Origin of the sequence: Polaribacter marinivivus, assembly GCF_042651285.1 — a bacterium.
In the GTDB taxonomy this organism is placed as follows: Bacteria; Bacteroidota; Bacteroidia; order Flavobacteriales; family Flavobacteriaceae; genus Polaribacter; species Polaribacter marinivivus.
The window spans coordinates 135184-160249 of sequence record NZ_JBHSCY010000002.1 but is presented as its reverse complement, the minus strand read 5'-3'; the positions used below and the strand labels follow the sequence as shown (position 1 = coordinate 160249).

General features: G+C 28.2%; 29 protein-coding genes and 1 other RNA gene. 13 read left to right on the top strand and 17 right to left on the bottom strand.

Features of this window, described 5'->3' with window-relative positions; genetic code table 11:
- Positions 1–84: 84 nt before the first annotated feature.
- The 8 genes from ftsY to ACFOWD_RS08760 all read right to left on the bottom strand — a co-directional run bounded on the left by ftsY (position 85) and on the right by ACFOWD_RS08760 (position 5001).
- Entirely contained in the window at positions 85–1038 is a 954-nt protein-coding gene (gene ftsY / locus ACFOWD_RS08795; RefSeq protein ID WP_377409865.1) for a signal recognition particle-docking protein FtsY, read from the bottom strand.
- Positions 1039–1186: 148 nt separating this feature from the next.
- Positions 1187–1339, bottom strand: coding sequence for a DUF4295 domain-containing protein (locus ACFOWD_RS08790; protein WP_084339855.1), 153 nt, complete (start codon positions 1337–1339; stop codon positions 1187–1189).
- A gap of 51 nt (positions 1340–1390) precedes the next feature.
- On the bottom strand, positions 1391–1573 hold the full coding sequence (rpmG, locus tag ACFOWD_RS08785) for a 50S ribosomal protein L33 (RefSeq protein ID WP_075327393.1): 183 nt from the start codon (positions 1571–1573) through the stop codon (positions 1391–1393).
- Positions 1574–1602: 29 nt separating this feature from the next.
- The gene (rpmB, locus tag ACFOWD_RS08780; RefSeq protein WP_114425721.1) at positions 1603–1842 is read right to left on the bottom strand and encodes a 50S ribosomal protein L28; all 240 of its coding nucleotides are present in this window, start codon (positions 1840–1842) and stop codon (positions 1603–1605) included.
- A 78-nt stretch (positions 1843–1920) separates the two neighbouring features.
- Positions 1921–3168 (bottom strand): competence/damage-inducible protein A, encoded by a 1248-nt coding sequence (locus ACFOWD_RS08775; protein ID WP_377409860.1) that lies wholly within the window; start codon positions 3166–3168, stop codon positions 1921–1923.
- Positions 3165–3479, bottom strand: coding sequence for a hypothetical protein (locus ACFOWD_RS08770; RefSeq protein WP_377409858.1), 315 nt, complete (start codon positions 3477–3479; stop codon positions 3165–3167). The genes ACFOWD_RS08775 and ACFOWD_RS08770 overlap by 4 nt, the downstream gene beginning before the upstream one ends.
- Positions 3480–3516: 37 nt before the next feature.
- Positions 3517–4125 (bottom strand): fumarylacetoacetate hydrolase family protein, encoded by a 609-nt coding sequence (locus ACFOWD_RS08765; RefSeq protein WP_298993753.1) that lies wholly within the window; start codon positions 4123–4125, stop codon positions 3517–3519.
- Positions 4126–4161: 36 nt separating this feature from the next.
- On the bottom strand, positions 4162–5001 hold the full coding sequence (locus ACFOWD_RS08760) for a 1,4-dihydroxy-2-naphthoyl-CoA synthase (protein WP_298993755.1): 840 nt from the start codon (positions 4999–5001) through the stop codon (positions 4162–4164).
- A gap of 139 nt (positions 5002–5140) precedes the next feature.
- Here ACFOWD_RS08760 and ACFOWD_RS08755 point away from each other — a divergent pair, with 139 nt between their 5' ends.
- Entirely contained in the window at positions 5141–6229 is a 1089-nt protein-coding gene (locus ACFOWD_RS08755) for an alpha/beta hydrolase-fold protein (RefSeq protein WP_298993757.1), read from the top strand.
- Here the strand turns inward: ACFOWD_RS08755 and ACFOWD_RS08750 are convergent.
- The 4 genes from ACFOWD_RS08750 to fsa all read right to left on the bottom strand — a co-directional run bounded on the left by ACFOWD_RS08750 (position 6223) and on the right by fsa (position 9714).
- The gene (locus ACFOWD_RS08750) at positions 6223–6915 is read right to left on the bottom strand and encodes a hypothetical protein (protein WP_377409855.1); all 693 of its coding nucleotides are present in this window, start codon (positions 6913–6915) and stop codon (positions 6223–6225) included. The two genes, ACFOWD_RS08755 and ACFOWD_RS08750, sit on opposite strands and share 7 nt — an antisense overlap.
- Positions 6915–7334: a DNA-binding protein gene (locus tag ACFOWD_RS08745; protein WP_298993761.1), complete on the bottom strand. Its 420-nt coding sequence runs from the start codon at positions 7332–7334 to the stop codon at positions 6915–6917. The genes ACFOWD_RS08750 and ACFOWD_RS08745 overlap by 1 nt, the downstream gene beginning before the upstream one ends.
- Entirely contained in the window at positions 7334–8992 is a 1659-nt protein-coding gene (gene menD, locus ACFOWD_RS08740; RefSeq protein ID WP_377409853.1) for a 2-succinyl-5-enolpyruvyl-6-hydroxy-3-cyclohexene-1-carboxylic-acid synthase, read from the bottom strand. The genes ACFOWD_RS08745 and menD overlap by 1 nt, the downstream gene beginning before the upstream one ends.
- Positions 8993–9060: 68 nt before the next feature.
- The gene (gene fsa / locus ACFOWD_RS08735) at positions 9061–9714 is read right to left on the bottom strand and encodes a fructose-6-phosphate aldolase (protein ID WP_298993765.1); all 654 of its coding nucleotides are present in this window, start codon (positions 9712–9714) and stop codon (positions 9061–9063) included.
- A 239-nt stretch (positions 9715–9953) separates the two neighbouring features.
- Here fsa and ACFOWD_RS08730 point away from each other — a divergent pair, with 239 nt between their 5' ends.
- Complete coding sequence (locus tag ACFOWD_RS08730; RefSeq protein ID WP_377409851.1) at positions 9954–10904, top strand: hypothetical protein; 951 nt, start codon at positions 9954–9956, stop codon at positions 10902–10904.
- Here ACFOWD_RS08730 and ACFOWD_RS08725 read toward each other — a convergent pair whose 3' ends face one another.
- Both ACFOWD_RS08725 and ffs read right to left on the bottom strand, forming a co-directional pair.
- The gene (locus ACFOWD_RS08725) at positions 10905–11711 is read right to left on the bottom strand and encodes an SDR family oxidoreductase (RefSeq protein WP_377409850.1); all 807 of its coding nucleotides are present in this window, start codon (positions 11709–11711) and stop codon (positions 10905–10907) included.
- A 56-nt stretch (positions 11712–11767) separates the two neighbouring features.
- Positions 11768–11866, bottom strand: an RNA gene (gene ffs, locus ACFOWD_RS08720) — signal recognition particle sRNA small type.
- Between the two features lie 161 nt (positions 11867–12027).
- On the opposite strand from ffs, the gene ACFOWD_RS08715 reads away from it, so the two are divergent.
- The 5 genes from ACFOWD_RS08715 to ACFOWD_RS08695 all read left to right on the top strand — a co-directional run bounded on the left by ACFOWD_RS08715 (position 12028) and on the right by ACFOWD_RS08695 (position 17907).
- Positions 12028–12549, top strand: coding sequence for a DUF4199 domain-containing protein (locus ACFOWD_RS08715; protein WP_377409848.1), 522 nt, complete (start codon positions 12028–12030; stop codon positions 12547–12549).
- An 80-nt stretch (positions 12550–12629) separates the two neighbouring features.
- A complete protein-coding gene (locus tag ACFOWD_RS08710; RefSeq protein ID WP_377409846.1) occupies positions 12630–13586 on the top strand; it encodes a glycosyltransferase family 2 protein in 957 nt (318 codons plus the stop codon).
- 41 nt (positions 13587–13627) lie between these two features.
- Entirely contained in the window at positions 13628–15343 is a 1716-nt protein-coding gene (locus ACFOWD_RS08705; protein WP_377409844.1) for a phospho-sugar mutase, read from the top strand.
- The gene (locus ACFOWD_RS08700; RefSeq protein ID WP_377409842.1) at positions 15343–17172 is read left to right on the top strand and encodes an ABC transporter ATP-binding protein; all 1830 of its coding nucleotides are present in this window, start codon (positions 15343–15345) and stop codon (positions 17170–17172) included. The genes ACFOWD_RS08705 and ACFOWD_RS08700 overlap by 1 nt, the downstream gene beginning before the upstream one ends.
- A gap of 72 nt (positions 17173–17244) precedes the next feature.
- Positions 17245–17907, top strand: coding sequence for an FkbM family methyltransferase (locus tag ACFOWD_RS08695; RefSeq protein ID WP_377409840.1), 663 nt, complete (start codon positions 17245–17247; stop codon positions 17905–17907).
- A 3-nt stretch (positions 17908–17910) separates the two neighbouring features.
- On the opposite strand, the gene ACFOWD_RS08690 is transcribed toward ACFOWD_RS08695, so the two are convergent.
- Positions 17911–19323: a CCA tRNA nucleotidyltransferase gene (locus tag ACFOWD_RS08690; RefSeq protein ID WP_377409838.1), complete on the bottom strand. Its 1413-nt coding sequence runs from the start codon at positions 19321–19323 to the stop codon at positions 17911–17913.
- Positions 19324–19481: 158 nt separating this feature from the next.
- Here ACFOWD_RS08690 and ACFOWD_RS08685 point away from each other — a divergent pair, with 158 nt between their 5' ends.
- Positions 19482–20285, top strand: a complete 804-nt coding sequence (locus tag ACFOWD_RS08685; RefSeq protein WP_377409836.1) for an alpha-1,2-fucosyltransferase — start codon at positions 19482–19484, stop codon at positions 20283–20285.
- A complete protein-coding gene (locus ACFOWD_RS08680) occupies positions 20282–21025 on the top strand; it encodes a glycosyltransferase family 25 protein (protein WP_377409834.1) in 744 nt (247 codons plus the stop codon). Before ACFOWD_RS08685 ends, ACFOWD_RS08680 begins: the two co-directional genes overlap by 4 nt.
- Before the next feature lie 8 nt (positions 21026–21033).
- On the opposite strand, the gene ACFOWD_RS08675 is transcribed toward ACFOWD_RS08680, so the two are convergent.
- Together ACFOWD_RS08675 and ACFOWD_RS08670 are read right to left on the bottom strand one after the other, a co-directional pair.
- Positions 21034–21783, bottom strand: coding sequence for a glycosyltransferase family 2 protein (locus tag ACFOWD_RS08675; protein WP_377409832.1), 750 nt, complete (start codon positions 21781–21783; stop codon positions 21034–21036).
- A 9-nt stretch (positions 21784–21792) separates the two neighbouring features.
- Entirely contained in the window at positions 21793–22608 is an 816-nt protein-coding gene (locus ACFOWD_RS08670; RefSeq protein WP_377409830.1) for a 2,3,4,5-tetrahydropyridine-2,6-dicarboxylate N-succinyltransferase, read from the bottom strand.
- A gap of 120 nt (positions 22609–22728) precedes the next feature.
- On the opposite strand from ACFOWD_RS08670, the gene ruvX reads away from it, so the two are divergent.
- The 4 genes from ruvX (at position 22729) to mazG (ending at position 25037) form a co-directional block, all read left to right on the top strand.
- A complete protein-coding gene (gene ruvX, locus ACFOWD_RS08665; protein ID WP_377409828.1) occupies positions 22729–23139 on the top strand; it encodes a Holliday junction resolvase RuvX in 411 nt (136 codons plus the stop codon).
- 74 nt (positions 23140–23213) lie between these two features.
- Positions 23214–23804, top strand: coding sequence for a peptide deformylase (gene def / locus ACFOWD_RS08660; protein ID WP_298993783.1), 591 nt, complete (start codon positions 23214–23216; stop codon positions 23802–23804).
- Between the two features lie 30 nt (positions 23805–23834).
- On the top strand, positions 23835–24257 hold the full coding sequence (locus ACFOWD_RS08655) for a DUF5606 family protein (RefSeq protein WP_298993785.1): 423 nt from the start codon (positions 23835–23837) through the stop codon (positions 24255–24257).
- The gene (mazG, locus tag ACFOWD_RS08650) at positions 24258–25037 is read left to right on the top strand and encodes a nucleoside triphosphate pyrophosphohydrolase (RefSeq protein ID WP_377409825.1); all 780 of its coding nucleotides are present in this window, start codon (positions 24258–24260) and stop codon (positions 25035–25037) included. It abuts the gene before it with no gap.
- Positions 25038–25066: the final 29 nt, after the last annotated feature.

The window sequence follows — 25066 nt, the reverse complement described above, 5'->3', positions numbered from 1 at the left end:
GTAACATAAATAAGAATGTTACTTATGAGGTTATTATTAATTTGAATTTATTAAATAATTTTAATAAAAAATGAAAAAGTTTTTCTACTTAAAAAAAGAATCTACAAATTCGTGTTTATTAAACACTTGCAAATCGTCTATACCTTCTCCTACTCCAATATATTTTACAGGTATTTGAAACTGGTCTGAAATACCAATAACAACTCCACCTTTTGCAGTACCATCTAATTTAGTTACAGCTAAGCTAGTAACTTCTGTAGCTTTGGTAAATTGTTTAGCCTGCTCAAATGCATTTTGTCCTGTAGAACCATCTAAGACCAGTAAAACATCATGAGGTGCATCACTAACGACCTTTTGCATTACACGTTTAATTTTGGTAAGCTCATTCATTAAGTTTACTTTATTATGTAAACGTCCAGCAGTATCTATAATTACAACATCTGCATTTTGGGCAACTGCAGATTTTAAAGTATCAAAAGCTACAGAAGCAGGGTCAGAACCCATTTCTTGTCTAACAATTGGCACTTCTACTCTATCTGCCCATATTTGTAGTTGGTCTATTGCAGCAGCTCTAAATGTATCTGCAGCACCTAATACTACTTTTAAACCTTTCTTTTTTAATTGTGAAGCAAGTTTACCAATAGTTGTTGTTTTACCAACTCCATTTACACCCACAACCATTAATACATAAGGCTTTTTATTTTCTGGAATACTAAAATCGGTATCATTACCCACATTAGTTTCAGATAATAAGCCTGCAATTTCTTCTCTTAAAATAACATTAAGTTCTTCTGTACCAAGATATTTATCTCTAGCTACTCTTTCTTCAATTCTATCTATAACTTTAAGTGTTGTTGCAACACCAACATCAGAAGCCACTAAAACCTCTTCTAAATTATCTAAAACATCATCATCTACTTTAGATTTACCTGCAACAGCTTTAGAAAGTTTACCAAAAAAGCTTTCTTTGGACTTCTCTAGACCTTTATCTAAAGTTTCTTTTTTTTCTTTTGAAAAAATATTTTTAAAAAAACTCATATTTACTTATTTACTATAACCTATTCTATAAAAAGTATGCCAACTCTTTATTTAAGTCATATTGTCATCAAAAGTACATAATTATAATGCATAAAAAAAAGCTACTATCTAAAAAGAAAGTAGCTTTATAATATTGTTTGTGAAGAAATTACTTTTTAGCTAAAAAGTCATTTACTTGAGTAGGATCCATAATAGCTTCAACAAATGTGTAAGCTCCTGTTTTTGGAGATTTTACCATTTTTATTGCTTTACTTAATCTTTTTGATCCTGTTTGTAACGATGCTACTGATTTCTTTGCCATTGTAAAATGCTTTATATCTATGTGCTCTATTCTGAGTTCTAGATAGTTTTATTATTTAATTTCTTTATGAACAGTCATTTTCTTTAAGATTGGATTAAATTTCTTAATCTCTAATCTATCTGGAGTGTTCTTTTTATTCTTAGTTGTGATGTATCTAGAAGTTCCTGGTTGTCCAGTTGCTTTATGCTCTGTACACTCTAAAATTACTTGAACTCTATTTCCTTTTTTTGCCATCTCTTTATAATTTTATAAGCTTAAGCTGATTATTTTGTTAAAAAACCTTTAGCTCTTGCTTCTTTTATAACTGCAGAAATTCCTTTCTTGTTAATATTTTTTAAAGCTGAAGCAGATACTTTTAAAGTAATCCATTTATCTTCTTCTGGAATGTAAAAACGCTTTGTCATTAAATTAGCGTCAAACTTTCTCTTTGTTCTATTCAAAGCGTGAGAAACATTGTTCCCAACCATTGCTTTTTTTCCTGTTAATTCACAAACTCTAGACATCTTCTTGACAGTATTATTAGTGTTATCTCTAAACGAGGTGCAAATCTACAAATAATTCTAATTCTGAACAAAACAAATTTATTTATTTTTTAATATTTCTTTTTGTAATAATTCTAAGGCCTTATTTACAGTTTTATCTATGACTCTTCCTCTTGGTTTTCCAAAATTAAACTCTGAAACTTCTACTCCTTTATTTGATGCTAAAGCTATGTAAACAAGACCAACTTCTTTATCATTATTATCTGTTGTTGGTCCTGCATTACCTGTAACAGCTATTGCATAATCTGTATTTAGCTTTAGTTTAGCAGATAATGCCATTTCTCTAGCTACAGCCTCACTAACCACAGAATGCTGGTCTATTAAATCAGAAGAAAGACCTAACATATTCATTTTACTCTCTTTTGTATAGGTAACAAAACTACCTTTATAATAGGATGATGAACCTGGAACAGAAACTATTGTAGAGGCAATTTTGCCTCCTGTTAAACTTTCTGCTGTACAAATTGTTTTATGATGCTCTTTTAATAATTCTCCAACAGTTTTTTCAATATTACCATCAATATCTACTCCTGTTATTATATCTGGTATGATTTTATATAATTTTTCTATTTGCTCTTTTAATGCCTTTTCTAAAATCTGCTTATTATCTCCTTTTGCAGATAAACGTAAACGAACTTTTCCGTAATTAGGTAAATATGCTAACTTTATAAAGTTTGGTAAATTATCTTCGAAATCTTCTATTCTTTCAGCTAAAGCACTTTCACCTAAACCATATGTCATAATTGTTTTATGTAAGATATATGGTAATTTAAATTGTTTTTGAATTCTAGGCAATACCTCAAACTGCATTAAACCTTTCATCTCATTAGGTACACCAGGAAGTGATACAAAAACAGTATTATTCTCAAAAAACCACATTCCAGGTGCTGTACCATAATTATTATTTAGAACTGTTGCCTTAGTTGGTAACATACCTTGTAATCGATTTAATTCACCAAAAGGAATGTTATATTTTGCAAATAATGTTTTAATATGATGTACAACATCTTCATTGAGTTCTAAAGTATCATTAAAATATGCTGCAATTGTATGTTTGGTGATATCATCTTTTGTAGGACCTAAACCACCAGTAATTATAACAATATCTACTCTTTCTTGTGCCTCTTGTAGAGCATTTAAAATATGTTGCTTATCATCTTGTATAGATGATATTTGATAAACAGAAACACCTATTTTATTTAGCTCAGTTCCTATCCATTGCGAATTGGTATCTACAATTTGACCAATTAAAATCTCATCTCCTATAGTAATAATTTCTGCTTTCATTGTTTTCCTATTTCATTAATATCTAAATGTTCTGACTGACTTTTAATTAGTCTTTTTTTTAATACCATAAATAATATGTACGCAATTACTATACTTAAAATAATAGATAAATATTTATGTAAATTAAATTCTTGATCTATTGTAAATTCAGTTATAAAACCATATATAAATAAGTAAATAATTCTTGTAAAGAGACTTATAAAAAATCCTGTGAAAAAATATAATGTTTGACTTTTATCAAACCTTTTTGCTAAAAAAGTAAAACAAGCACCAATGAATATTGAAATTAAAATTTGAATTAAAAAATTCATAGTGATTCACTTTTTTTATTTCTTAGATTAAATAATCTTATTTAACCCTTATTTGAAAAGCTTCATTACCTTCTATTAATCCTTTTAACTCATCATTTTCTGATACTTTTCCTACTCCTGCAGGAGTACCAGTAAAAATGATATCTCCTTTTTTTAAAGTAAAATATTGAGATACGTATGAAATTAATTCATCAACTTTCCAAAGCATAGCTTCTGTATTACCATCTTGAACCAACTCATCATTTTTATATAATTGAAAACTTAAATTATTTAAATCAAATTGTTCTTTTGGGTAAAACTCACCTATAATTGCACTCCCATCAAAAGCTTTAGCTTTTTCCCAAGGCAGGCCTTTTTCTTTACATTTTGCTTGCACATCTCTAGCAGTAAAATCGATTCCTAAACCAATTTCATCATAATATTTATAAGCAAACTTAGTATCTATATGTTTTCCTACCTTATTAATTTTAACTAGAACCTCAACTTCATAATGTACATCATTAGAAAAAGGAGGAATAAAAAAAGGATTTTTTTTAGGAAGAATTGCAGAATCTGGTTTTAAAAAAACAACTGGATGTTCTGGTTTTTCGTTTGCTAATTCTTCTATATGCTTTGCGTAATTGCGCCCAATACAAATTATTTTCATTAATGATTATTAATTGTACTCTAATTTAATCTAATACTAAGGAATCCATTTTTTTGGGAAGTTTGGTTTACGTTTTTCTAAAAACGCGTCTCTACCTTCTTTAGCTTCGTCTGTCATATATGCTAAACGTGTTGCTTCACCTGCAAATACTTGCTGACCAACCATACCATCGTCTGTTAAATTCATTGCAAACTTTAGCATTTTTATTGATGTTGGCGATTTTGCTAATATTTCTTGTGCCCATTCATAAGCAGTACTTTCTAATTCATCATGAGGTATTACAGCATTTACCATTCCCATTTCATAGGCTTCTTGAGCTGAATAATTACGTCCTAAAAAGAAGATTTCTCTTGCTTTTTTCTGTCCTACCATTTTTGCTAAATATGCAGATCCATAACCACCATCAAAAGAAGTAACATCTGCATCTGTTTGTTTAAAAATAGCATGTTCTTTAGAAGCTAAAGTTAGGTCACAAACAACGTGTAAACTATGTCCACCACCAACTGCCCAACCAGGAACAACTGCAATAACAGCTTTAGGCATAAAACGTATTAATCTTTGCACCTCTAATATGTTTAATCTATGATAGCCATCATCACCAACATAACCTTGATGACCTCTTGCTTTTTGGTCTCCACCAGAACAAAAAGAGTATACACCATCTTTTGTACTTGGCCCTTCAGCAGATAATAAAACTACACCTATTGAAGTATCTTCTCCTGCATCATAAAATGCATCATATAATTCTGATGTTGTTTTGGGTCTAAATGCATTTCTAACATTGGGTCTATTAAAAGCTATTCTTGCAACACCATTACATTTTTTGTAGGTGATATCTTCATACTCTTTAGCTGTTTTCCATTCAGGTTGTATCATATTTTTGTATTTTACACGTTCTAAAATCAGAACAAAAAGTCAATCATTGCAAAAATAAACAATCTAACTCATGATTAAGAAATCACTCTCATTTATATTTTTCATTTTTTGTATTTCTATTTTTTCGCAAAACATTATTGTGAAAGAGTTAGAATCTGAAATCATGGAAACTACAAGAACCCTAAAAATTTACATACCTGATTCTTATGAGAGAGACAGTATAAAAAATTACCCTTTAGCTATTGTTTTAGATGAAGAATTTATGTTTGATACTTATGTTGGTAATAGTATTCTTTTTGCAAAAAAAGATAAAGCTCCAAAACAAATTGTTGTTGGCATTTCTATGGAAGAAACTAGAGCTAAAGATGTTGGTTTTGATTTAAACTCAGGTGCTCTTATTAACTCTTCTAAAAATTTTTATGATTTTTTAAGAGACGAAGTTTTATTTTATATGGAGAGTAATTACAGAACATCTCCTTTTGTAAGTTTTGTTGGTCAAGGATATTCTGCAAATTTAATTACTCATTTTTTACAAGAAAATACGGCTTTTATTAATTCTTTTGTTTGCATAAACCCTTCTTTTTCTGATTTTATTGGATCTGAATTACAATCTTACAACCTAAATAAATTTGCTAATGAAGACAATACTTTTTATTTGTATATCAATAATTCTGATGCTTTCTCAGCAAGTAAGAAAACTAAAATAAGTCAAATTCAAACTGCATTATCTACTTTAGAAATTAAAAACTTTAACATTATTAACGACAATATTATAACTGATAGTTCTGTTTCTGCTATTTCTGAAGCTATACCAAGGGCTATGACTAAAATCTTTGAAGTTTATTCTGCCATTTCTAAAGAAGAATATGAAGAAAAAATAAAAGAACTTTCACCTATAGATGCAATTGCTTACTTAGAAGACAAATATTTAGAAATAGAGTTTTTATTTGGTAGTAGTTTAGGTATTAGAGAAAAAGATATTTATGCTATAGAAAATATAATTATCGAAAAAGAAAATGGAGATCGTTTGTTTGATTTTGGTAAAATGATTTTAAAAAGATTTCCTTCTTCTCCTTTAGGAGAATACTACATTGGTCGATATTATGAAACTGGTAAAAACTTTAAAAAGGCTCTTAAATACTATAAAATTGGGTATGGAAAAATGGATCCTGCTGATCCAAATGCAGATAATTATTATGAAAATATTTTAAGACTTGGTGGTCAATAATTATTTTTTGGTTGAACTCTCCAAGTAAAACCAGCTCCAATAAAAAAACCATCATTATCTCCAATTACAGCATCTAATTGAAAATTATTATTTAGTAAATAATAAACACCTGTATCGTAATTAAATTGATAATTAGAAGAAAATAAAGTTCCAAAATTCTCAGCAAATAATCCTATTTTGTTGTTTATAGAATATGTTATATTAAAAACATAAAAAGTATTAGCTAAGCTTAAATTGTCTGTAAAATTAATTCCTAAGTTAGCTGTATAAGATAGCTTCTCATTAAAAGAATTACCTAAAATATAAACCAATTGCCCACTATTTTCTTCTGCTTTAACATCATAAGAAAATTGAAAACTAGACTGCATCTTGTTATTAGAATTACTTACAAGATATCTTGCTCCAATAGATAAAGAACTTAAATTTTCTGCAAAATTAGATCCAGAAAAAATAAACCCAGAGTTTATCTCAAATCTTTCAGATAAACCATATCTAAAATAAGAACTTGGTAAAAAATTTGAGTTTTCATTAGAAAAATCTATACCTGTTTGAATTTGAAAAACATGATTACCAACAACGCTTGAAGATAATGCTTGACCAGGTCTATCTGATGATAAAACCTCTTGATTTTGAGCTTTTACAAAAGAAAAATTTAAGAGCAATATTAAAACCAGTAATCTTTTCATTACTTTACCAATTCTATACGATCTTCTTTTAAAACAATTAATTTATTTCTATATAAATTTCCAACAGCTTTCTTAAAAGCTTTTTTACTCATTTGTAATTGAAATTTAATAGATTCTGGAGAGCTTTTATCTGTTAATAGCAAATAACCATCTCTGCTATTTTTAAGCTTTTCAAGAACTTTATCTACATCTTTATCTATGACATTTCGAAACCCTTGAGGTCGTAAAGAAACATCAATTTTACCATCTTCTCTAATGGTTTTAATATATCCATCAATTTCCATATTTTCCTCTACATCTTGAAAAACCTCATTTCTATATAACAATCCTTCAAACTCTTCATTTATAGTAACAATGTAACCTAAAGCTGTTTCAGATTTTATAAATAACTGTACTTTATCTCCTTCTTGAAAATCCATTATTTGATATATTTAAAATAGTCTTTAAGAACAATATCATTCTCTAAGCTTGGTGTGAAAATTTCTAATATTTTTGGTTGATTAGATGCTGTATAAAAATCTTTTAATGCTTCTGAAACTGTGTTAGTAGAATATGCTTTTTGATACTCAAAACCATACATTTTACTAAACTGTTCTGCAGTTAAACAATGTGGAGTTTCAAAATATTTTAATGCATCTGTAGTGGATGGACCTGGAATAATCTTAAAAATTCCTCCTCCAGAATTATTTATTAATATTATTCTAAAATTATTAGGAATATTAGTGTTCCATAATGCATTAGAATCATAGAAAAAACTTAAATCACCAGTTATAAAAACAGTTTGTTTTTCATTGGCAAATGCTGCTCCAATTGCAGTTGATGTACTACCATCTATACCACTTGTACCTCTATTACAAAAAACGTTTAATGTGTTTTTTAAGGTAAATAATTGAGCATATCTAATGATTGCACTATTACTAATTTGTAATTGACAATGATTAGGAATACTTTGTAAAGCTTGTTCAAAAACTTTAAAGTCAGAATGTTTTATTTGTGATAAATACTCAGCATGTTTTATTCTTCTGTAATCTCTAATTTTTAACCATTTTGGTTGATAATCACTTTCTTTTTTATTGATGATTTTATTAAACTTTGAGAAAAAGTCTACAGGTTTTGTTTGAATAAATTCTGATAAACAGAAAAAAGTGTTTGTTGCTTTTTTCTCATCGATATTCCAATGATGTTTTGGTTGATAATCTCTTAAAAAACGTTTAATTCTTTTTGAAACAATCATACCACCAAAAGTGATTAAAATATCTGGCTGTAAAGCTGTAAACTCATCATCATCTAGAGAAAAAATTAATTGATCTATAGCATTAATAGCTTTATCATGGTAAAGATTAGACGTGGTTTCTGTAAAAATTAATACTGAGTCATCTTCTGAATACAAATCCATTAAACTATGTAATTCTGCATCTGGATAATTTACACCAATGACCAACATTTTTTTCTCAGCATTATTCCAAATATTAGCTAACTTCTGATAATCTATATTAGCATTATCTAAAGAACTCATAGATATATTTGGAAAATGAAACTCTTTTAATTTATCTACAGTTTCATACAAGGGCTCATCAAAAGGTACATTAATGTGTACAGGACCTTTTTGAGAAGTTGCTAATTGTAAAGCTTCACCTATTAATTGCGAATTTCTAGTTTTAAATTTTGGGTTTTCTATCAAGTTTGCAGAAAACAATATATGTTTTTCAAAAACATTTTCTTGTCTAATGGTTTGTCCATCACCAATATCAATTAAATGTTTAGGTCTATCTGCAGAAATAACTACTAAAGGAATATCACTATAAAAAGCCTCTGCAATAGCAGGATAATAATTTAACAATGCAGAACCAGAAGTACATAAAACTGCCACTGGTTTTTGTTTTTGTTGTGCTATACCTAAAGCAAAAAATGCAGCACATCTTTCATCTACAACACTTAAGGTTTCAATTTCTGGATGGTTAGAAAAACCAATGGTTAAAGGTGCGTTTCTAGAACCAGGAGATATGACAACTGTATCAATATTAAATTGATGGCAAGCTGAAATAACTAATTGTGCAAGTTCTTTTTTTGGGTACATTTTGTGCATTAAAAAATGTCATTCTGAAAGCTCAAAATGACATTGCAAAGATACGAAATCTAATACGTTTAGTTTCCTTTTTTATAATCTGCTAAAAATTTTGCTAAACCAATATCTGTTAAAGGATGTTTTAATAAACCTTCTATAGCACTTAAAGGCCCAGTCATAACATCAGCACCAATTTTAGCACAATCAATCACATGCATTGTATGTCTTACAGATGCTGCTAAAATTTCTGTATCGAAACCATAATTATCATAAATAGTTCTAATTTCTGCAATAAGATTTAAACCGTCTGTAGAAATATCATCTAAACGTCCAATAAAAGGAGATACATAAGTTGCACCTGCTTTTGCAGCTAATAAAGCTTGACCAGCAGAAAATACTAAAGTTACATTTGTTTTAATTCCTTTTGATGAAAAATACTTACAAGCTTTTACACCATCTTTTATCATAGGTAACTTTACCACAATTTGTGGATTTAAAGCAGCCAAAGCTTCACCTTCTTTAACCATTCCATCAAAATCTGTAGAGATTACCTCAGCAGAAACATCACCATCTACTAAATCACAAATAGCTTTGTAATGGTTAATAATATTGTCTTGACCTGTAATACCTTCTTTTGCCATTAAAGATGGGTTTGTAGTAACTCCGTCTAAAATACCTAATGCTTGTGCTTCTTTAATTTGCTCTAAATTAGCTGTATCTATGAAAAACTTCATGTTTAATTTTATGTTTTAATTTCGGCAAAGATAGTTACAAAAGAATCATTTTTAAAAAATTGATTTTAATAGTTTTAAACAAGTTTTAACCAATCGAATATCAATTAAGTTTTAACATATTAAACGCACAAAAAGCTTTAGAAGCCTTTATTTTTGCAAAAACCTTTAGAGTGTATATTAAAAATTTATTTACCTTATTGATTTTAATATTTTTATTAAGCTGTACAAATTCTCAAATCATGGAAGATGAGGAAGTTGTAATTGAAATAATAAAATGTGAAAAATCTGACATTTCTGTAACTAAAGAAGATAATATTATTTTTAACGACCCCACAGATCCTGTTTTATGGGAAGGTAGTTTTACCAATGATCAAGTAAAATTAAGTTATACAGTTGTTGTAGGACAATACAATGAATCTGAAACTTATAATTTTATTTTTAATAAAGTAAATGAATGTTTAAAAATTGATAGAGCTTATAAATATTATGATGGAAAACTTGTTGATGTTTCTGCAGTTACAGAAATGCAAGTTTCTGAATTCTATATAAAAGACTGGGAAATAAATAGCCTTTTTTCTGGATTGTTAGTTTATGTAGATCCTCATGATAAAAATACATATTCAAGAAAATTTTGGATAGATAGTTTTAAAGATGCATCTAATTTGGTTGAGATTCCTAAGTATTTTGATGATTGTTTTAAAGATAAATTCCCAATAGAAATTGATGTTGATAAAGATGGCATTATCGACTTTAATCTAACTTATGAAGAAAATAATGATATTGGTAATACACCAAAATTTGATTCTTATACCATACAATTAATTCCTGCATCAAATAAAAATAAAATTTTATCTCCAAAAAAGAACTCAAGTCCATACACCATAATTTTTGAACCTCCTTTTTCTTCAGAAAATACAAGACAGTATTTTGGTGGCGTAAAAAATACACTCGATATTTTTTACGAATTTGAATCTCCTTATGAAAACTATAATTATTTTTTAAGTAATAATTTAACTTATAAAAATATATTGCAAAATGATCTACCAGATTATTTTGTTATTAGCAAAGATATTGGTGGTATAGAATATTTTGGTTGGATAAAATTTATTTTGGACACCTCAACTTGTCAAGCAGAAGTTTTATTTGCTTATTTAGAAACAAATCCAAATACCCACGTTAAAGTAAACTAATTATAATTTATAATGATTCATTAAAAGTTTTTCATAAACTCTATCAGGTAAAATACGCTTAAGAACTATAGAGAATTTCTGCATAAAATCACCAACTTTATAATGTAGTTTAGGGTTTTTAGTATTTATTATTTTAAAAACAGATTTTGCCATCACTATAGGGTCAAGTCCACTATCTACATGGGAATCCATTAATTCTAAATTCTCTTTATATTTTTTCTTGTAAGCAGAATTTTCAAAAACAGGAGTATGATATCTACCTGAAGCAATATTAGTAGCAAAGTCACCAGGTGCAACATTAACAACATTAATTCCAAAAGATTTTACCTCCATACTTGTAGCTTCAGTAATGATTTCTAAAGCTCCTTTTGATGCAGAGTATACACCTCTAAAAGGTAAACCCATATATCCAGCAATAGAAGTTACATTAATAATTAACCCAGAATTTTGTTTTCTCATTTGAGGCAAAACAGATTTCATAACATCTATAGCTCCAAAGAAATTGGTATTAAAAACGTTTCTCATTTCTTCAGTAGGCGTATCTTCAATTGGCCCTGTAATACCCATACCTGCATTATTTACCAAGACATCTAATCTTCCCTCTTTTTCTACAATTAAATCAATCGCATTTTGTATTGATGAAATATCTAAAACATCTAAAGCAATTAATTCAAAAGAAAAATTTTCTAAATTTTTAGGATTTCTACTGGTTCCATAAACCTTAAATCCTTTTAAAGATAAATAAGAAGCAATCGATTTTCCTATTCCTGAAGAAGCACCTGTTATTAAAACTACTTTTGATGACATGATTAACTAAAAGTTTTGAGAAATCAATATTACAAAATCTAAATTTAGGGTACAAAAAAAGGCAAGCTACCTACATCACACTGCTACAACCTAATACCCTTGCTGTGTTCCCACCCTGGGGGATTCAAAGGGAGCTAGTTGTGTAGGACTTGCCGACTGCAAAAATACAATCTATTTTTATTTAAACAATTAAAAAAATGTCAAATTTTATGTAACATCTCTAAGAAATTGAATACTAACAGAATGAATTGAGATGGAAAGTAACAGCTATTTCAATGAAAATAATATATTTGTATAACTAACTAAATTTTAAATCATGGAAAATCAAGCAAATAGTAAAAGTATTATTCTTAATAATGGATTATATCTAGGTGTAATAGGTGTAATAGTTGGTCTAGCTTTATGGGCTTCTGGTCAATATTTTGAATTACAATGGGTAGGGAATTTAGTAGGTACTTTAGCTACAATATTTTTTATTGTCTTTGGTATCAAAACCTATAAAAATAGTAATGGTGGGTTTATTTCTTGGGGACAAGGTGTAAAAATTGGAATGGGTATTGTTATGGTAAGTGCAGTAATTACTGTTATTTATACTTTATTATTAACTAACGTTATAGACCCTGAATTACAAGCACAAGGTATGGCTATTCAAGAACAAGCTTGGATAGATCAAGGTTTAACTTCTGATCAAATTGAATCTGCTAAAGAAATGACAGAAAAATTTCAAAGTCCAGCAATTATTTCTGGTATAATTTTAATAGTTGCAGCTTTTATTGGATTTGTAGTATCTGCAATAATTGCAGCTATTATGAAAAAATCTGAAGAAGAAACTTATTAATAAATTTAAAGATATTATAGATTACAAGTAATTAAAATACTTTCATAACTTTACAACTTGTAAATCTACAACAACATTATATGGAAATTTCGGTAGTAATACCACTTCTTAACGAAGAAGAATCTTTAATAGAATTACACGATTGGATTGCAAATATTATGCAATCCAATCGTTATTTATACGAAATTATTTTTATTGATGATGGTAGTACAGATAATTCTTGGCAGATAATTAAGCAACTCTCAAGTAAACATGAATCTGTTAAAGGAATTCGTTTTCAAAGAAATTTTGGAAAATCTCAAGCTTTAGATGCAGGTTTTGCAATTGCTCAAGGTAATGTTGTAATTACTATGGATGCAGATCTACAAGATAATCCAGAAGAAATTCCTGAATTATACAATTTAATTACTTCACAAAATTTTGATTTAATTTCTGGATGGAAAAAGAAAAGATATGACAATGTTGTAACAAAAAATATTCCATCAAAATTATTTAATGCTGTTGCTCGTAAAACTTCAGGTTTACAACTTCATGACTTTAACTGTGGTTTAAAAGCTTATAAAAATGAAGTTATAAAAAATATAAAAGTTAGTGGTGAAATGCATAGATACATACCAGTTTTAGCTAAAAATGAAGGCTATACCAATATTGGTGAAAAAGTTGTGCAACATCAAGCTAGAAAATATGGAGAAACAAAATTTGGAATAAATAGATTTATCAATGGTTTTTTAGATTTAATTACCATTTCATTTCTATCTAAATTTGGTAAAAGACCAATGCACTTTTTTGGACTTTGGGGCACTCTTATGTTTTTATTTGGTACTTCATTAGCTTTTTATATTGGGGCTTATAAACTATATAAAGTTTATAATGGTATAAAAACAATTTTAGTTACAGATAACCCTTGGTTTTATATAGCCTTAACTTCTATGATTTTAGGTACGTTATTATTCTTAGCTGGATTTATAGGAGAACTTATCATCAGAAATAAAAATGATGAAAAACACTATAAAATTAGAGAAAAACTCAATTTATAAATTTTATATTTGTATTACAATAATACTTTAATTTAGAAGCTATGCAAGAATTTTTAGAAAAAGCAAAACAATGGTTAACACCAACTTTTGATAAGGAAACTCAGACAGAAATTCAAAACTTAATAAATAACAATCCTAAAGATTTAGCAGATCGCTTTTATAAAGATTTAGAATTTGGTACAGGTGGTATGAGAGGTACAATGGGTGCAGGTACCAATAGAATTAATAAATACACATTAGGTAAAGCAACTCAAGGTTTGTCTAACTATTTATTAGAAAATGTAAATAAACCTCAATTAAGTGTAGTTATTGCTTACGACTGTAGACATAATAGTAAAAAGTTTGCTAAAATAGTTGCTGATGTTTTATCTGCTAATAATATTAAAGTATTTTTATTCGAAGATTTACGTCCTACTCCAGAATTATCCTTTGCAGTTCGTCATTTAGGATGTGATGCAGGAATTGTATTAACAGCTTCTCACAATCCACCTGAATATAATGGGTACAAAGTGTATTGGGCAGATGGTGGTCAAATTGTACCTCCACAAGATAGTGGTATAATTGGTAAAGTGAATGCCCTAGATTTTTCTGAAATTAATTTTAATGCAAACGAAAATTTAATTGAAGTTGTCGGAAAAAAAATAGACAATGCATTTATTGATGCATCTGTTAAAAACGGAACATTATCAGACAAAATAAATCGTAATAATCTTAAAATTGTTTTTACATCTTTACATGGAACATCAATCATGTCTATTCCAGATGCTTTAGCTAAAGCAGGTTATACTGATGTAAATATTGTTGAAGAACAAAGAAAACCAGATGGAGATTTTCCAACTGTAAAATCTCCTAATCCAGAAGAACCAGAAGCTTTAGAAATGGCTACTGATTTAGCAAATAAAATTGGTGCAGATATTGTAATTGGTACAGACCCAGATTGTGATAGATTAGGGGTTGCTGTTAGAGATACAGATGGTAATATGAAGTTAATGAATGGTAACCAAACTATGGTGGTTATGACAGACTTTTTATTACGTAAATGGAAACAAGAAAATAAAATAAATGGCAAACAATTTGTAGGCTCTACAATTGTTTCTACAGAATTAGTAAACGATGTTGCTAATAATTATGGTGTTGAAACTAAAGTTGGCTTAACTGGTTTTAAATGGATAGCCAAAATGGTTAAAGACTTTCCTGAATTAGAATTAATTGGAGGTGGTGAAGAAAGTTTTGGTTATATGGTTGGTGATTTTGTTCGTGATAAAGATGCTGTTACTGCATGTTTACTAGCATGCGAAGTAGCTGCATATGCAAAGCAAAATGGAAGTTCTTTTTATGAAGAATTATTAAATATTTATGTAGAAAATAAGTTTTATAAAGAACATTTAATTGCCATTACAAAAAAAGGAATGGATGGTGCTGCTGAAATAAAGAAAATGCTGAGTGATATGAGAAATAATCCATTAACAATGATTGATGGAGAAAAAGTAGAATCACTTTCAGATTATCAAGCATCAACAAAGAAAAATATAATTACTGGTGAAGTAACAACAATAGATTTACCAAAATCTAATGTTTTAATTTATCAAACAGAATCTGGAACAAGAATTGCTGCAAGACCAAGTGGTACTGAACCAAAAATAAAATTTTATTTTAGTGTAAATACTTCTTTAGATAATACTGAAAATGCAGAAAAAGTTGAAAAAGAATTGGATGCTAAAATTCAGAGAATTATTAAAGAGATGAACTTAAATTAATGAATCATTTTAAAGACATTTTAAAGTATGAAAAGAAATATAGAAAGTTTACACTCTTAAATATTCTCTTTAATATATTTTATGCCATCTTTAATGTGCTTTCTGTTTTAGCTTTTATCCCTGTATTAGGCATATTATTTGAAACTGAAAAAAAAATAACTACTCAACCAGAATATACTGGCATTACTAACATTGGTAGTTTTTTAAAAGAAAGTTTTTATCATTTTATTTCTCAAAAAATAGAAAATGACGGACAAATAAATACGCTTTTATTTATCTGTTTATTAGCACTTTCATTATTTTTCCTAAAGAATTTTTTTAGGTATTTAGCTTCTTATGTAATCACTTTTTTAAGAACAGGTATTGTAAAAGATATTCGTGATAAACTATATAATAAAATTGTAGAGCTACCTATATCTTATTTCACAGAAAAAAGAAAAGGAGATATAATTGCTAGAATGACAGCTGATGTTCAAGAAGTTGAAGTTTCTATTTTAACATCTATAGAAACCATTGTTAGAGAACCTTTAACAGTTGTTATAGCAATTTCTATTATGCTATTTATGAGTATAAAATTAACGTTGTTTGTTTTTATTTTATTACCAGTTTCTGGATTTATCATCTCTTCTATCAGTAAAAAATTGAAAGCAAATTCTGTAAAAGCACAGAAAGAAACAGGTACTTTTTTATCTTTCATAGAAGAAACTTTAGGAGGTTTAAGAGTTATAAAAGGTTTTAATTCTGAGAGAATAATTGAAAGAAAATTCAACAACTCTACAGATACTTTTAAGAAATTAATGACTAGTGTTTTTCATAGGCAAACATTAGCCTCACCTATGAGTGAATTTTTAGGATCTGCAACCATTATTGCAATACTTTGGTATGGAGGAACAGAAGTATTATCAAATACAAGTTCTTTACAGCCAGATGAATTTATGGGTTACATTGTTTTGTTTTATACAGTTTTAAATCCTATAAAATTAATTACAACTTCTTATTATAATATTCAAAAAGGAGAAGCTTCTGCAGAACGTATAATGCAAGTTTTAAATACTGAAAACAGCATTAAAGACAAACCAAATGCAATCGTAAAAAACACTTTCGAAAGTCAAATTGAATTTAAAAACATCTCGTTTAAGTACAAAAAAGAATACGTTTTAAAAGACTTTTCTTTAACCATTAAAAAAGGGGAAACTGTAGCTTTAGTTGGACAATCAGGTAGTGGAAAATCTACTTTAGCAAATCTAATTACTCGTTTTTACGACGTAAATAAAGGCGATATTTTAATAGATGGCATTAACATTAAAGACATCACAAAAAAATCGCTTCGTGATTTAATGGGTATAGTGACTCAAGAATCTATTTTATTTAACGATACTGTAGAAAACAATATAAAACTGGGTACAGAAAACGCAACCAAAAATCAAATTAACGAGGCTGCAGATATTGCTAACGCCTATGAGTTTATAAAAGACTTACCAGAACAATTTAACACCAATATTGGTGATAGTGGAAACTCTCTTTCTGGAGGGCAAAAACAACGATTATCTATTGCTAGAGCTGTTTTAAAAAATCCACCAATAATGATTTTAGACGAGGCAACTTCTGCCTTAGATACAGAATCTGAACAATTGGTACAAGTAGCTTTAGAAAAAATGATGCAAAACAGAACTTCTTTAGTAATTGCACATAGACTTTCTACCATTCAAAAAGCAAATAATATTGTTGTAATGAAGAAAGGGAAAATAGTTGAACAAGGCAAACATGAAGAACTACTTGATAAAAAAAGTGAATACTTTAAACTAGTAAGTATGCAATCTTTAGCATAAATAAATTTTTTAATATTATTGCTTTTAATTATACGTTATTACTTACTTTAAATTTACTCAAGATCATTTACAATGAATTTTTTAAAAAAAATATTTAAACGCAATTCTTTAGAAAAACAACAACGTAAAATTCAAAAAGAGCGTTGTAAAACTTGGTTTAAAGTAAATGGTGATAAAACTTTACGTTTAGATTATAATTTATCAAAATCATCAATTGTTTTAGATTTAGGTGGTTTTAAAGGAGATTTTGCACAAGAAATATACAATAGATATTCTTGCGAAATTCATATTTTTGAACCTGTATTATCTTTTTACAATGCAATAAATGATAGATTTATTGATAACAAAAAAGTTACTGCATATCCTTTTGGCTTGGCTAATGAGGACAAAGAACTATATATAAGTAATAGTAATGATGCTTCTTCTGTTTTTATTGAAGGTGAAGGATCAGAAAAAATTAAATTAAAATCAATTTTAAAATTTATTGAAGAACATAATATTATCGATGTTGATTTAATTAAAATCAATATTGAGGGTGGTGAATATGAAGTCTTAGAATCTTTGATTGCAGATAATAAACTGAGTATGTTTAAAAACTTACAAATTCAGTTTCATGACTTTATCATAGAAAATGCTAAAGAAAGAATGAGTAAAATACAGCAAGAACTAGCAAAAACTCATGTACTCACTTATCAATACGAATTTGTTTGGGAAAATTGGAAACTTAAAGAATAATAATTAAGATTTCTTTAAACCTAAAGCTTGCCCTTTTTTAATCATAAAATCATAAGAAGCTTGGTGTTCATTTGGTATTTCACCTTCTAAAATAGCTTCCTTTATTGCTTCTTTTATTTGACCTATTTCCCTGCAAGGCTTTAAATTAAAAGCTTTCATTATTTCTTCTCCAGAAATTGGTGGTTGAAAATTTCGAACTCTATCTCTTTCCTCAACCTCTTTTATTTTATTTCGAACTAATTCAAAATTCTTGTGATACTTTTTAAACTTTTTCGGATTTTTAGTGGTAATATCTGCTTCACATAAAGTCATTAGACTATTAATATCATCACCTGCATCAAAAATTAAACGTCTAACTGCAGAGTCTGTAACTTCTGAAGCCAACACAATAGGTCTAGAACTTAACAATACCATTTTCTGTACAAACTTCAACTTATTATTCAATGGCATTTTTAATCTTTTGAATAATTTATACACCATTTTAGAACCCACAAATTCGTGAGCATGAAACGTCCAACCTACTTTTTTACTAAATTTTTTAGTTGGTGCTTTTCCTATGTCATGCAATAAAGCTGCCCATCTTAACCATAAATCGTCTGTGTATTTAGCAATATTATCTACAACTTCTAAAGTATGGTAAAAATTATCTTTATGTTTTTGACCCTCAACCTCTTCTACTCCTTTTAAGGCAATTAATTCAGGTAAAATTTGAGGTAATAAATTAGTTTCTTTTAATAATAAAAACCCTATTGATGGTTCTGCTGATAATAGAATTTTATGAAGCTCATCTATTATTCTTTCTTTAGTAATAATTTCTAAACGATTTGCATTTTTTTTGATAGCTTCTAATGAATTTTGCTCAATTTTAAAATTAAGTTGCGTTGCAAAACGAATGGCTCTCATCATTCTTAAAGGGTCATCAGAATAAGTAATATCTGGATTTAAAGGAGTAATAATTCTTTTCTCTTCTAAATCTTTCAACCCATTAAAAGGATCTAACAAATTTCCAAAGTTATCTTTGTGCAGACTTAATGCAAGTGCATTAATTGTAAAATCTCTTCTATTTTGATCGTCTTCTAGAGTACCATTTGTTACTGCTGGATTTCTACTTGCTTCTGAATAAGATTCTTTTCTAGCACCAACAAACTCTATTTCAACATCTTTAAAACGTAACATTGCTGTTCCATAGGTTTTAAAAACTTGAACTTTAGGTGTATTTGGTAATAATTCTGATACTTTTAAAGCTAAATCTATACCACTTCCTACAGCAACAACATCAATATCTTTTGCTTCTCCTCTTTTTAAAAAGAAATCACGAACATAACCTCCAATTACATAACTATTTATATTTAAAATAGATGATGCTTTGGAAATAATCGCAAATATTTCAGATTCTAAAGCTTCTTTATAATTCATTCATTACTCTTTTCAACAAGACTACAAATGTAAAGTTTATCAAACTATTTTCTAAATAATTTTACTTGAAGAAAAAACATGTACTAGATAATAATTAGTATGTTTTTTAAAATTGTATTTTTGACAAAAGTAAATTCTTTACACTTTAAATATAAAACATGGTAATTGTAAGAATTGTAGGTGGTTTGGGAAATCAAATGTTTCAATATGCTTACGCAAAAGCCTTACAAAAGAAAGGTTATAATGTAAAAATAGATATTTCTAAGTTTAAGAAATATAAATTACATGGAGGCTATCAATTAGATAAATTTAATATAGATATAGAAACTTCTACTAGTCTTTCTAACTTTTTAACAAGAGTTGGTTTTAGGAGATCTACAAAAGAAAAAAGTCTATTATTTAATGAAGATTTTTTAAATATTCCTAAGAAAGCTTATGTTAAGGGCTACTTCCAAACAGAAAAATATTTTTATTCCATTAGAGACATTTTATTAAAACAGTTTGTTCTCAAGAAAGAAATTGCTTCAACTACAAATAAATATAAAAAAAGTATTGAAGCAGAAAAAAACTCATGTTCAATACATGTAAGAAGAGGAGATTTTATTACCAATGAAAAAGCAAGTAAAGTTCATGGTATTTGTGATTTAGATTACTATGAAAAATCCATAAAATTTTTAGAAAGTCAGTATAAAAATATTTATTTTTTTGTTTTTTCTGATGATATAGCTTGGGTGAAAAATAATTTAAAACTAAAAAATGCCATTTATATTAATCATAAAACAATACCTCATGAAGACATGTATTTAATGAGTCTTTGTAGATTTAATATAACAGCAAATAGTAGTTTTTCTTGGTGGGGTGCTTGGTTAAATGATCATAAAAATAAAGTTGTTATTTCTCCAAAACAATGGTTAATTGAAAAAGAGAATGAAGTAGCTTGTGATAACTGGATTAAATTATGAGTACTTACAAATTCTACTATATAAATTTAGACAAAAGTAAAGTTAGGCGTGATTTTATGGAAAATCAATTTAATAATTTAAACGAGCCTTTAACGAGATTTCCAGCTGTTTATGGTAAAGAACTACCTGCTTTATTCTTAAAAAAAGCAAAGTCACAATTTAATATTTTAGCTCACTACCCTAACTTAAATGATGGCGAAATTGGGTTGACAAAAACCTATTTCGAACTATTTCAACTCGTTGCAAAACAAAAAGAAGATTATGCAATTATTTTAGAAGATGATGCTCTTATAAATCCTTCGTTTTTAAATGACTTAGAAAATATATTTAATGAATCTACAACATTTGATTTCATTGATATTTCTGGAAGAAATGGTTTTATTAAATTAAAAGAAAATAGGTTTACATCTATTTTCTTAACTCCTTCTTTACAAACTACAGCTCAAATAATTGGTAAAAAAGCTGCACAATTATTAAGTAAAAACTTAAACTCATTTTATGCACCTATAGATGTACTAAAGCAAGATGTTTATAAGCATAAAGTAAGAGTTTTAACAACTAATAAAAGTTATGTGCGAAGTAATGATGCTGCTTTAGGTGGAACAACTTTACAGAAAAAAGGAATACCAAAAATTAAAAAAATATTTCGAGAAATTGGCAGACCTTTTTGGCAACTAATAACTTTATTAACCTATAAAGCGCAAAGATGTTTTAGAAATTATTTGTTTTATAATTCCTAAAAACTAATTTACTTTTTACCTTGATTCAACAACCATAATTTTACATACCTAACATAAACTGAATAGGCAAAAGCTTTAGATAAGATAAAACCTCCAGTACCATCTAAAAAACCTAATCTTATTATATAATGCAAAATAAATCTATAAAAGGGTTTTATAAACAAGTGAAAATAATTGACTTTTCTACCTTTTGAGTAAAGTTCTTTTGCTTTTAAAGAAGAGTAATAGTGAATCTTATCAATGTAATGATTGTAATTTCTAAAACCATAATGGTTAATCTTGTGCCTTAAAAAACCTAATTCACCTTTCGTAACTATTTTTTCATGAACTAAACCAACATATGCACAATGCTCCTTCAAAAATAAGCGTACAACTTTATCCCTTTGAAAACCACAATAATTAACTGGTTTACCAACAAAGAAGTATCTTCTCCTAACATAAAAACCAACACAGCCTTTTGGACTTTTTACAGCTTCTAAAATTTCTTTTTGAACTTCAGGAGTAACTCTTTCATCAGCATCTAAAACATAAATCCAAGGATGTTTTGCTTTTGAAATTGCAAAGTTTTTTTGAGAAGAAAAATCATCAAACTTACGTTTGATGATTTTTACATTATGTTTTTCTGCTAACTCTAAAGTTTTATCTGTACTAAAAGAATCTATTACAATGATTTCATCAGCAAAATCTACAGATTTTATGGCTGCCTCAATATGAATTTCTTCATTTAAAGTTGGAATTATTGCTGATATTTTTGTCATTAATATAAATTAAACAGCTACATCATACTCACGTAATGCATCGTTTAAAGAAGTTTTTTTGTTTGTACTTTCTTTTCTTTTTCCAATTATTAATGCACAAGGCACTTGGTATTCACCTGCTGCAAATTTCTTAGTATAGCTTCCAGGAATTACTACAGATCTTGCAGGAACAATACCTTTCATTTCTTTAGGTTCATCTCCAGTAACATCAATAATTTTTGTAGACATTGTTAACACAACATTAGCTCCTAAAACTGCTTCTTTTTCTACTCTAACTCCTTCTACTACTATGCATCTAGAGCCAATAAAAGCACCATCTTCAATAATTACAGGTGCTGCCTGTAAAGGTTCTAAAACTCCACCAATTCCTACTCCACCAGATAAATGTACATTTTTACCTATTTGCGCACAAGACCCCACAGTTGCCCATGTATCTACCATGGTTCCTTCGTCTACATAGGCTCCAATATTAACGTAACTTGGCATTAAAATAGTACCAGAAGAAATATAAGCACCATGTCTAGCAACAGCATTTGGTACAACTCTTATACCTCTTTCTTCATAATTTCTTTTTAAAGGAATTTTATCATGGTATTCAAAAATACCAGCTTCTAAAGTTTCCATTTTTTGAATTGGGAAATATAACACAACCGCTTTTTTAACCCATTCATTTACTTGCCAACCATTTTCTATAGGTTCTGCAACTCTTAATTCTCCTTTGTCTAATAAATCTACTACTTGTCTTATGGTATCAATCGTGTTTTGTTCTTTTAACAATTCGCGATTTTCCCAAGCAGATTCTATAATTTTTTTAATGCTATCCATAATTATAATTTTAAAGCTACAAATATAATTGTATCAATAAAAACCAAGGCGAATATACACTTTTTATACAGATTTCTTATGCTTGTTTAATTTTGTATTTTTGCCAAAAATTAAATTAATTTGGGTAGAATATTAGCCATAGATTTTGGTAAAAAAAGAACTGGAATTGCAATAACAGATGAGCTTCAAATAATAGCTTCTGGTTTAACAACTGTTGAAACTAAGTTGTTAATCTCATTTTTAAAAGATTATATTTCTAGAGAAAATGTAGAGCTTTTTATTATTGGCAAACCCAAACAAATGAATAATAATGATAGTGAAAGTGAAGCACTTATACTTCCATTTATTAAAAAATTACAAAAAGAAATTCCTCAAATTCCTTTAAAAAGAGTTGATGAGAGATTTACTTCTAAAATGGCTTTTCAAACCATGATAGATGGAGGTTTAAAGAAAAAACAAAGGCAGGATAAAGGATTAATTGACGAAATTAGTGCAACTATTATCTTACAATCTTACTTATATAGTCAATAATTTTAGTAAAAGCTTTTTTAAAAATTCGTGATTACTAAATTGATGTTGTATTTTTGCCACCAAAATTTAAAAGAATGATTTTACCTATTGTAGCTTATGGGGATCCAGTATTAAGAAAAGTAGCCAAAGAAATAGATGCTGATTACCCAAATTTAAAAGAGCTAATAGCTAACATGAAAGAGACTATGTATAATGCCTCTGGTGTTGGTTTGGCTGCACCTCAAATTGGTAAAGACATACGTTTATTTGTTATTGATGCATCACCATTTGCAGAAGATGATGATTTAAGTGAAGAAGATAGAGCTGCTTTAAAAGATTTTAATAGAGTTTTTATTAATGCAGAAATTATAGAAGAAGAAGGTGAAGAATGGGCTTTTAATGAAGGATGTTTAAGTATACCTGATGTTCGTCAAGATGTATATCGTCAACCAAAAGTTACTTTTACATATCAAGATGAAGATTTTAATACACACACAGAAACTTTAGAAGGCTTAGCTGCTAGAGTTTTTCAACATGAGTATGATCATATAGAAGGAATTTTATTTACAGACAAGCTATCATCTCTTAAAAAAAGATTGATTAAAAAGAAGTTAGATAATATATCAAAAGGAAAAATTAGAGCAGACTATAGAATGCGTTTTCCTAATTTAAAAAAAGGTAAATAGTCTTTAAACAAGACATAAAAAATATAAAAAATGGAGTTTAGTAAAATTATTTCAGTTGCTGGAAAACCAGGTTTATTTCAGGTGATTTCTCAGTCTAAAAATGCAATTATTGTAGAATCTTTAATTGATAAAAAAAGAGTTGCAGTTAATGCAACACAAAATGTTAGCTTGTTAGAAAATATAGCAATCTATACTTATGAAGAAGATTTACCTTTATTGAATGTTTTTAAAGCTATATCTGAAAAAGCAGAAGGTAAAAAAGCAATTTCACATAAAGAAAGTGGTAACAAATTACAAGCTTATTTTGCTGAAGTTTTACCTAATTATGATGATGAAAGAGTTTATACATCTAACATAAAGAAAGTAATTCAGTGGTATAACCTACTTATTGATGCAGGTTTAGATTTTTCTAAAATTGAAGAATCTACTGAAGAAAATGAAGTAAAGGCTTAGATGAATTCTAGAGAAAGTCAGTTAAAAGCAATAAATCGTCTATTAGATATTATGGATGATTTACGTGAAAAATGTCCCTGGGACAAAAAACAGACTTTAGAAAGCCTTCGTCATTTAACCATAGAAGAAACTTACGAACTTGCAGATGCTATCTTAGATAACAATCTACAAGAAATTAAAAAAGAACTTGGTGATGTTCTTTTACACATCGTCTTTTACGCAAAAATAGGAAGCGAAAAAAATGCTTTTGACATTGCTGATGTTGCAAACAGTATTTGTGATAAATTAATTGATAGACATCCTCATATTTATGGTGATGTAAAGGTTGATAATGAAGATGATGTAAAACGTAATTGGGAGCAATTAAAATTGAAAGAAGGTAAAACATCTGTTCTAGAAGGTGTCCCAAAAAGTTTACCTGCAGTTGTAAAAGCTAACAGAATTCAAGATAAGGTAGCTGGTGTTGGTTTTGATTGGGAACAACCAGAACAAGTTTGGGAAAAAGTACAAGAAGAACTTTCTGAACTAAATACAGAAATAAAAAAAGGAAATAAAGAGAATATTGAAAAAGAATTTGGAGACGTACTTTTCTCTATGATTAACTACGCAAGATTTATTGGTGTAAATCCTGAAAATGCTTTAGAAAAAACCAATAAAAAATTCATAAATAGATTTCAATATTTAGAAAAAGCAGCCAAAAAAGAAGGTAAACAACTCTCAGAAATGTCTTTAGCAGAAATGGATGTTTATTGGGAAGCTTCAAAAAAACTATACAAATAATCGATTTTTAGTTTACGTATTTATCTTAA

What these genes read in the sequence shown, in the direction of transcription:
- ftsY (WP_377409865.1), bottom strand. Translation starts at nt 1,038, where the DNA reads ATGAGTTTTTTTAAAAATATTTTTTCAAAAGAAAAAAAAGAAACTTTA.
- ACFOWD_RS08790 (WP_084339855.1), bottom strand. Translation starts at nt 1,339, where the DNA reads ATGGCAAAGAAATCAGTAGCATCGTTACAAACAGGATCAAAAAGATTA.
- rpmG (WP_075327393.1), bottom strand. Translation starts at nt 1,573, where the DNA reads ATGGCAAAAAAAGGAAATAGAGTTCAAGTAATTTTAGAGTGTACAGAG.
- rpmB (WP_114425721.1), bottom strand. Translation starts at nt 1,842, where the DNA reads ATGTCTAGAGTTTGTGAATTAACAGGAAAAAAAGCAATGGTTGGGAAC.
- ACFOWD_RS08775 (WP_377409860.1), bottom strand. Translation starts at nt 3,168, where the DNA reads ATGAAAGCAGAAATTATTACTATAGGAGATGAGATTTTAATTGGTCAA.
- ACFOWD_RS08770 (WP_377409858.1), bottom strand. Translation starts at nt 3,479, where the DNA reads ATGAATTTTTTAATTCAAATTTTAATTTCAATATTCATTGGTGCTTGT.
- ACFOWD_RS08765 (WP_298993753.1), bottom strand. Translation starts at nt 4,125, where the DNA reads ATGAAAATAATTTGTATTGGGCGCAATTACGCAAAGCATATAGAAGAA.
- ACFOWD_RS08760 (WP_298993755.1), bottom strand. Translation starts at nt 5,001, where the DNA reads ATGATACAACCTGAATGGAAAACAGCTAAAGAGTATGAAGATATCACC.
- ACFOWD_RS08750 (WP_377409855.1), bottom strand. Translation starts at nt 6,915, where the DNA reads ATGAAAAGATTACTGGTTTTAATATTGCTCTTAAATTTTTCTTTTGTA.
- ACFOWD_RS08745 (WP_298993761.1), bottom strand. Translation starts at nt 7,334, where the DNA reads ATGGATTTTCAAGAAGGAGATAAAGTACAGTTATTTATAAAATCTGAA.
- menD (WP_377409853.1), bottom strand. Translation starts at nt 8,992, where the DNA reads ATGTACCCAAAAAAAGAACTTGCACAATTAGTTATTTCAGCTTGCCAT.
- fsa (WP_298993765.1), bottom strand. Translation starts at nt 9,714, where the DNA reads ATGAAGTTTTTCATAGATACAGCTAATTTAGAGCAAATTAAAGAAGCA.
- ACFOWD_RS08730 (WP_377409851.1), top strand. Translation starts at nt 9,954, where the DNA reads ATGGAAGATGAGGAAGTTGTAATTGAAATAATAAAATGTGAAAAATCT.
- ACFOWD_RS08725 (WP_377409850.1), bottom strand. Translation starts at nt 11,711, where the DNA reads ATGTCATCAAAAGTAGTTTTAATAACAGGTGCTTCTTCAGGAATAGGA.
- ACFOWD_RS08715 (WP_377409848.1), top strand. Translation starts at nt 12,028, where the DNA reads ATGGAAAATCAAGCAAATAGTAAAAGTATTATTCTTAATAATGGATTA.
- ACFOWD_RS08710 (WP_377409846.1), top strand. Translation starts at nt 12,630, where the DNA reads ATGGAAATTTCGGTAGTAATACCACTTCTTAACGAAGAAGAATCTTTA.
- ACFOWD_RS08705 (WP_377409844.1), top strand. Translation starts at nt 13,628, where the DNA reads ATGCAAGAATTTTTAGAAAAAGCAAAACAATGGTTAACACCAACTTTT.
- ACFOWD_RS08700 (WP_377409842.1), top strand. Translation starts at nt 15,343, where the DNA reads ATGAATCATTTTAAAGACATTTTAAAGTATGAAAAGAAATATAGAAAG.
- ACFOWD_RS08695 (WP_377409840.1), top strand. Translation starts at nt 17,245, where the DNA reads ATGAATTTTTTAAAAAAAATATTTAAACGCAATTCTTTAGAAAAACAA.
- ACFOWD_RS08690 (WP_377409838.1), bottom strand. Translation starts at nt 19,323, where the DNA reads ATGAATTATAAAGAAGCTTTAGAATCTGAAATATTTGCGATTATTTCC.
- ACFOWD_RS08685 (WP_377409836.1), top strand. Translation starts at nt 19,482, where the DNA reads ATGGTAATTGTAAGAATTGTAGGTGGTTTGGGAAATCAAATGTTTCAA.
- ACFOWD_RS08680 (WP_377409834.1), top strand. Translation starts at nt 20,282, where the DNA reads ATGAGTACTTACAAATTCTACTATATAAATTTAGACAAAAGTAAAGTT.
- ACFOWD_RS08675 (WP_377409832.1), bottom strand. Translation starts at nt 21,783, where the DNA reads ATGACAAAAATATCAGCAATAATTCCAACTTTAAATGAAGAAATTCAT.
- ACFOWD_RS08670 (WP_377409830.1), bottom strand. Translation starts at nt 22,608, where the DNA reads ATGGATAGCATTAAAAAAATTATAGAATCTGCTTGGGAAAATCGCGAA.
- def (WP_298993783.1), top strand. Translation starts at nt 23,214, where the DNA reads ATGATTTTACCTATTGTAGCTTATGGGGATCCAGTATTAAGAAAAGTA.
- ACFOWD_RS08655 (WP_298993785.1), top strand. Translation starts at nt 23,835, where the DNA reads ATGGAGTTTAGTAAAATTATTTCAGTTGCTGGAAAACCAGGTTTATTT.
- mazG (WP_377409825.1), top strand. Translation starts at nt 24,258, where the DNA reads ATGAATTCTAGAGAAAGTCAGTTAAAAGCAATAAATCGTCTATTAGAT.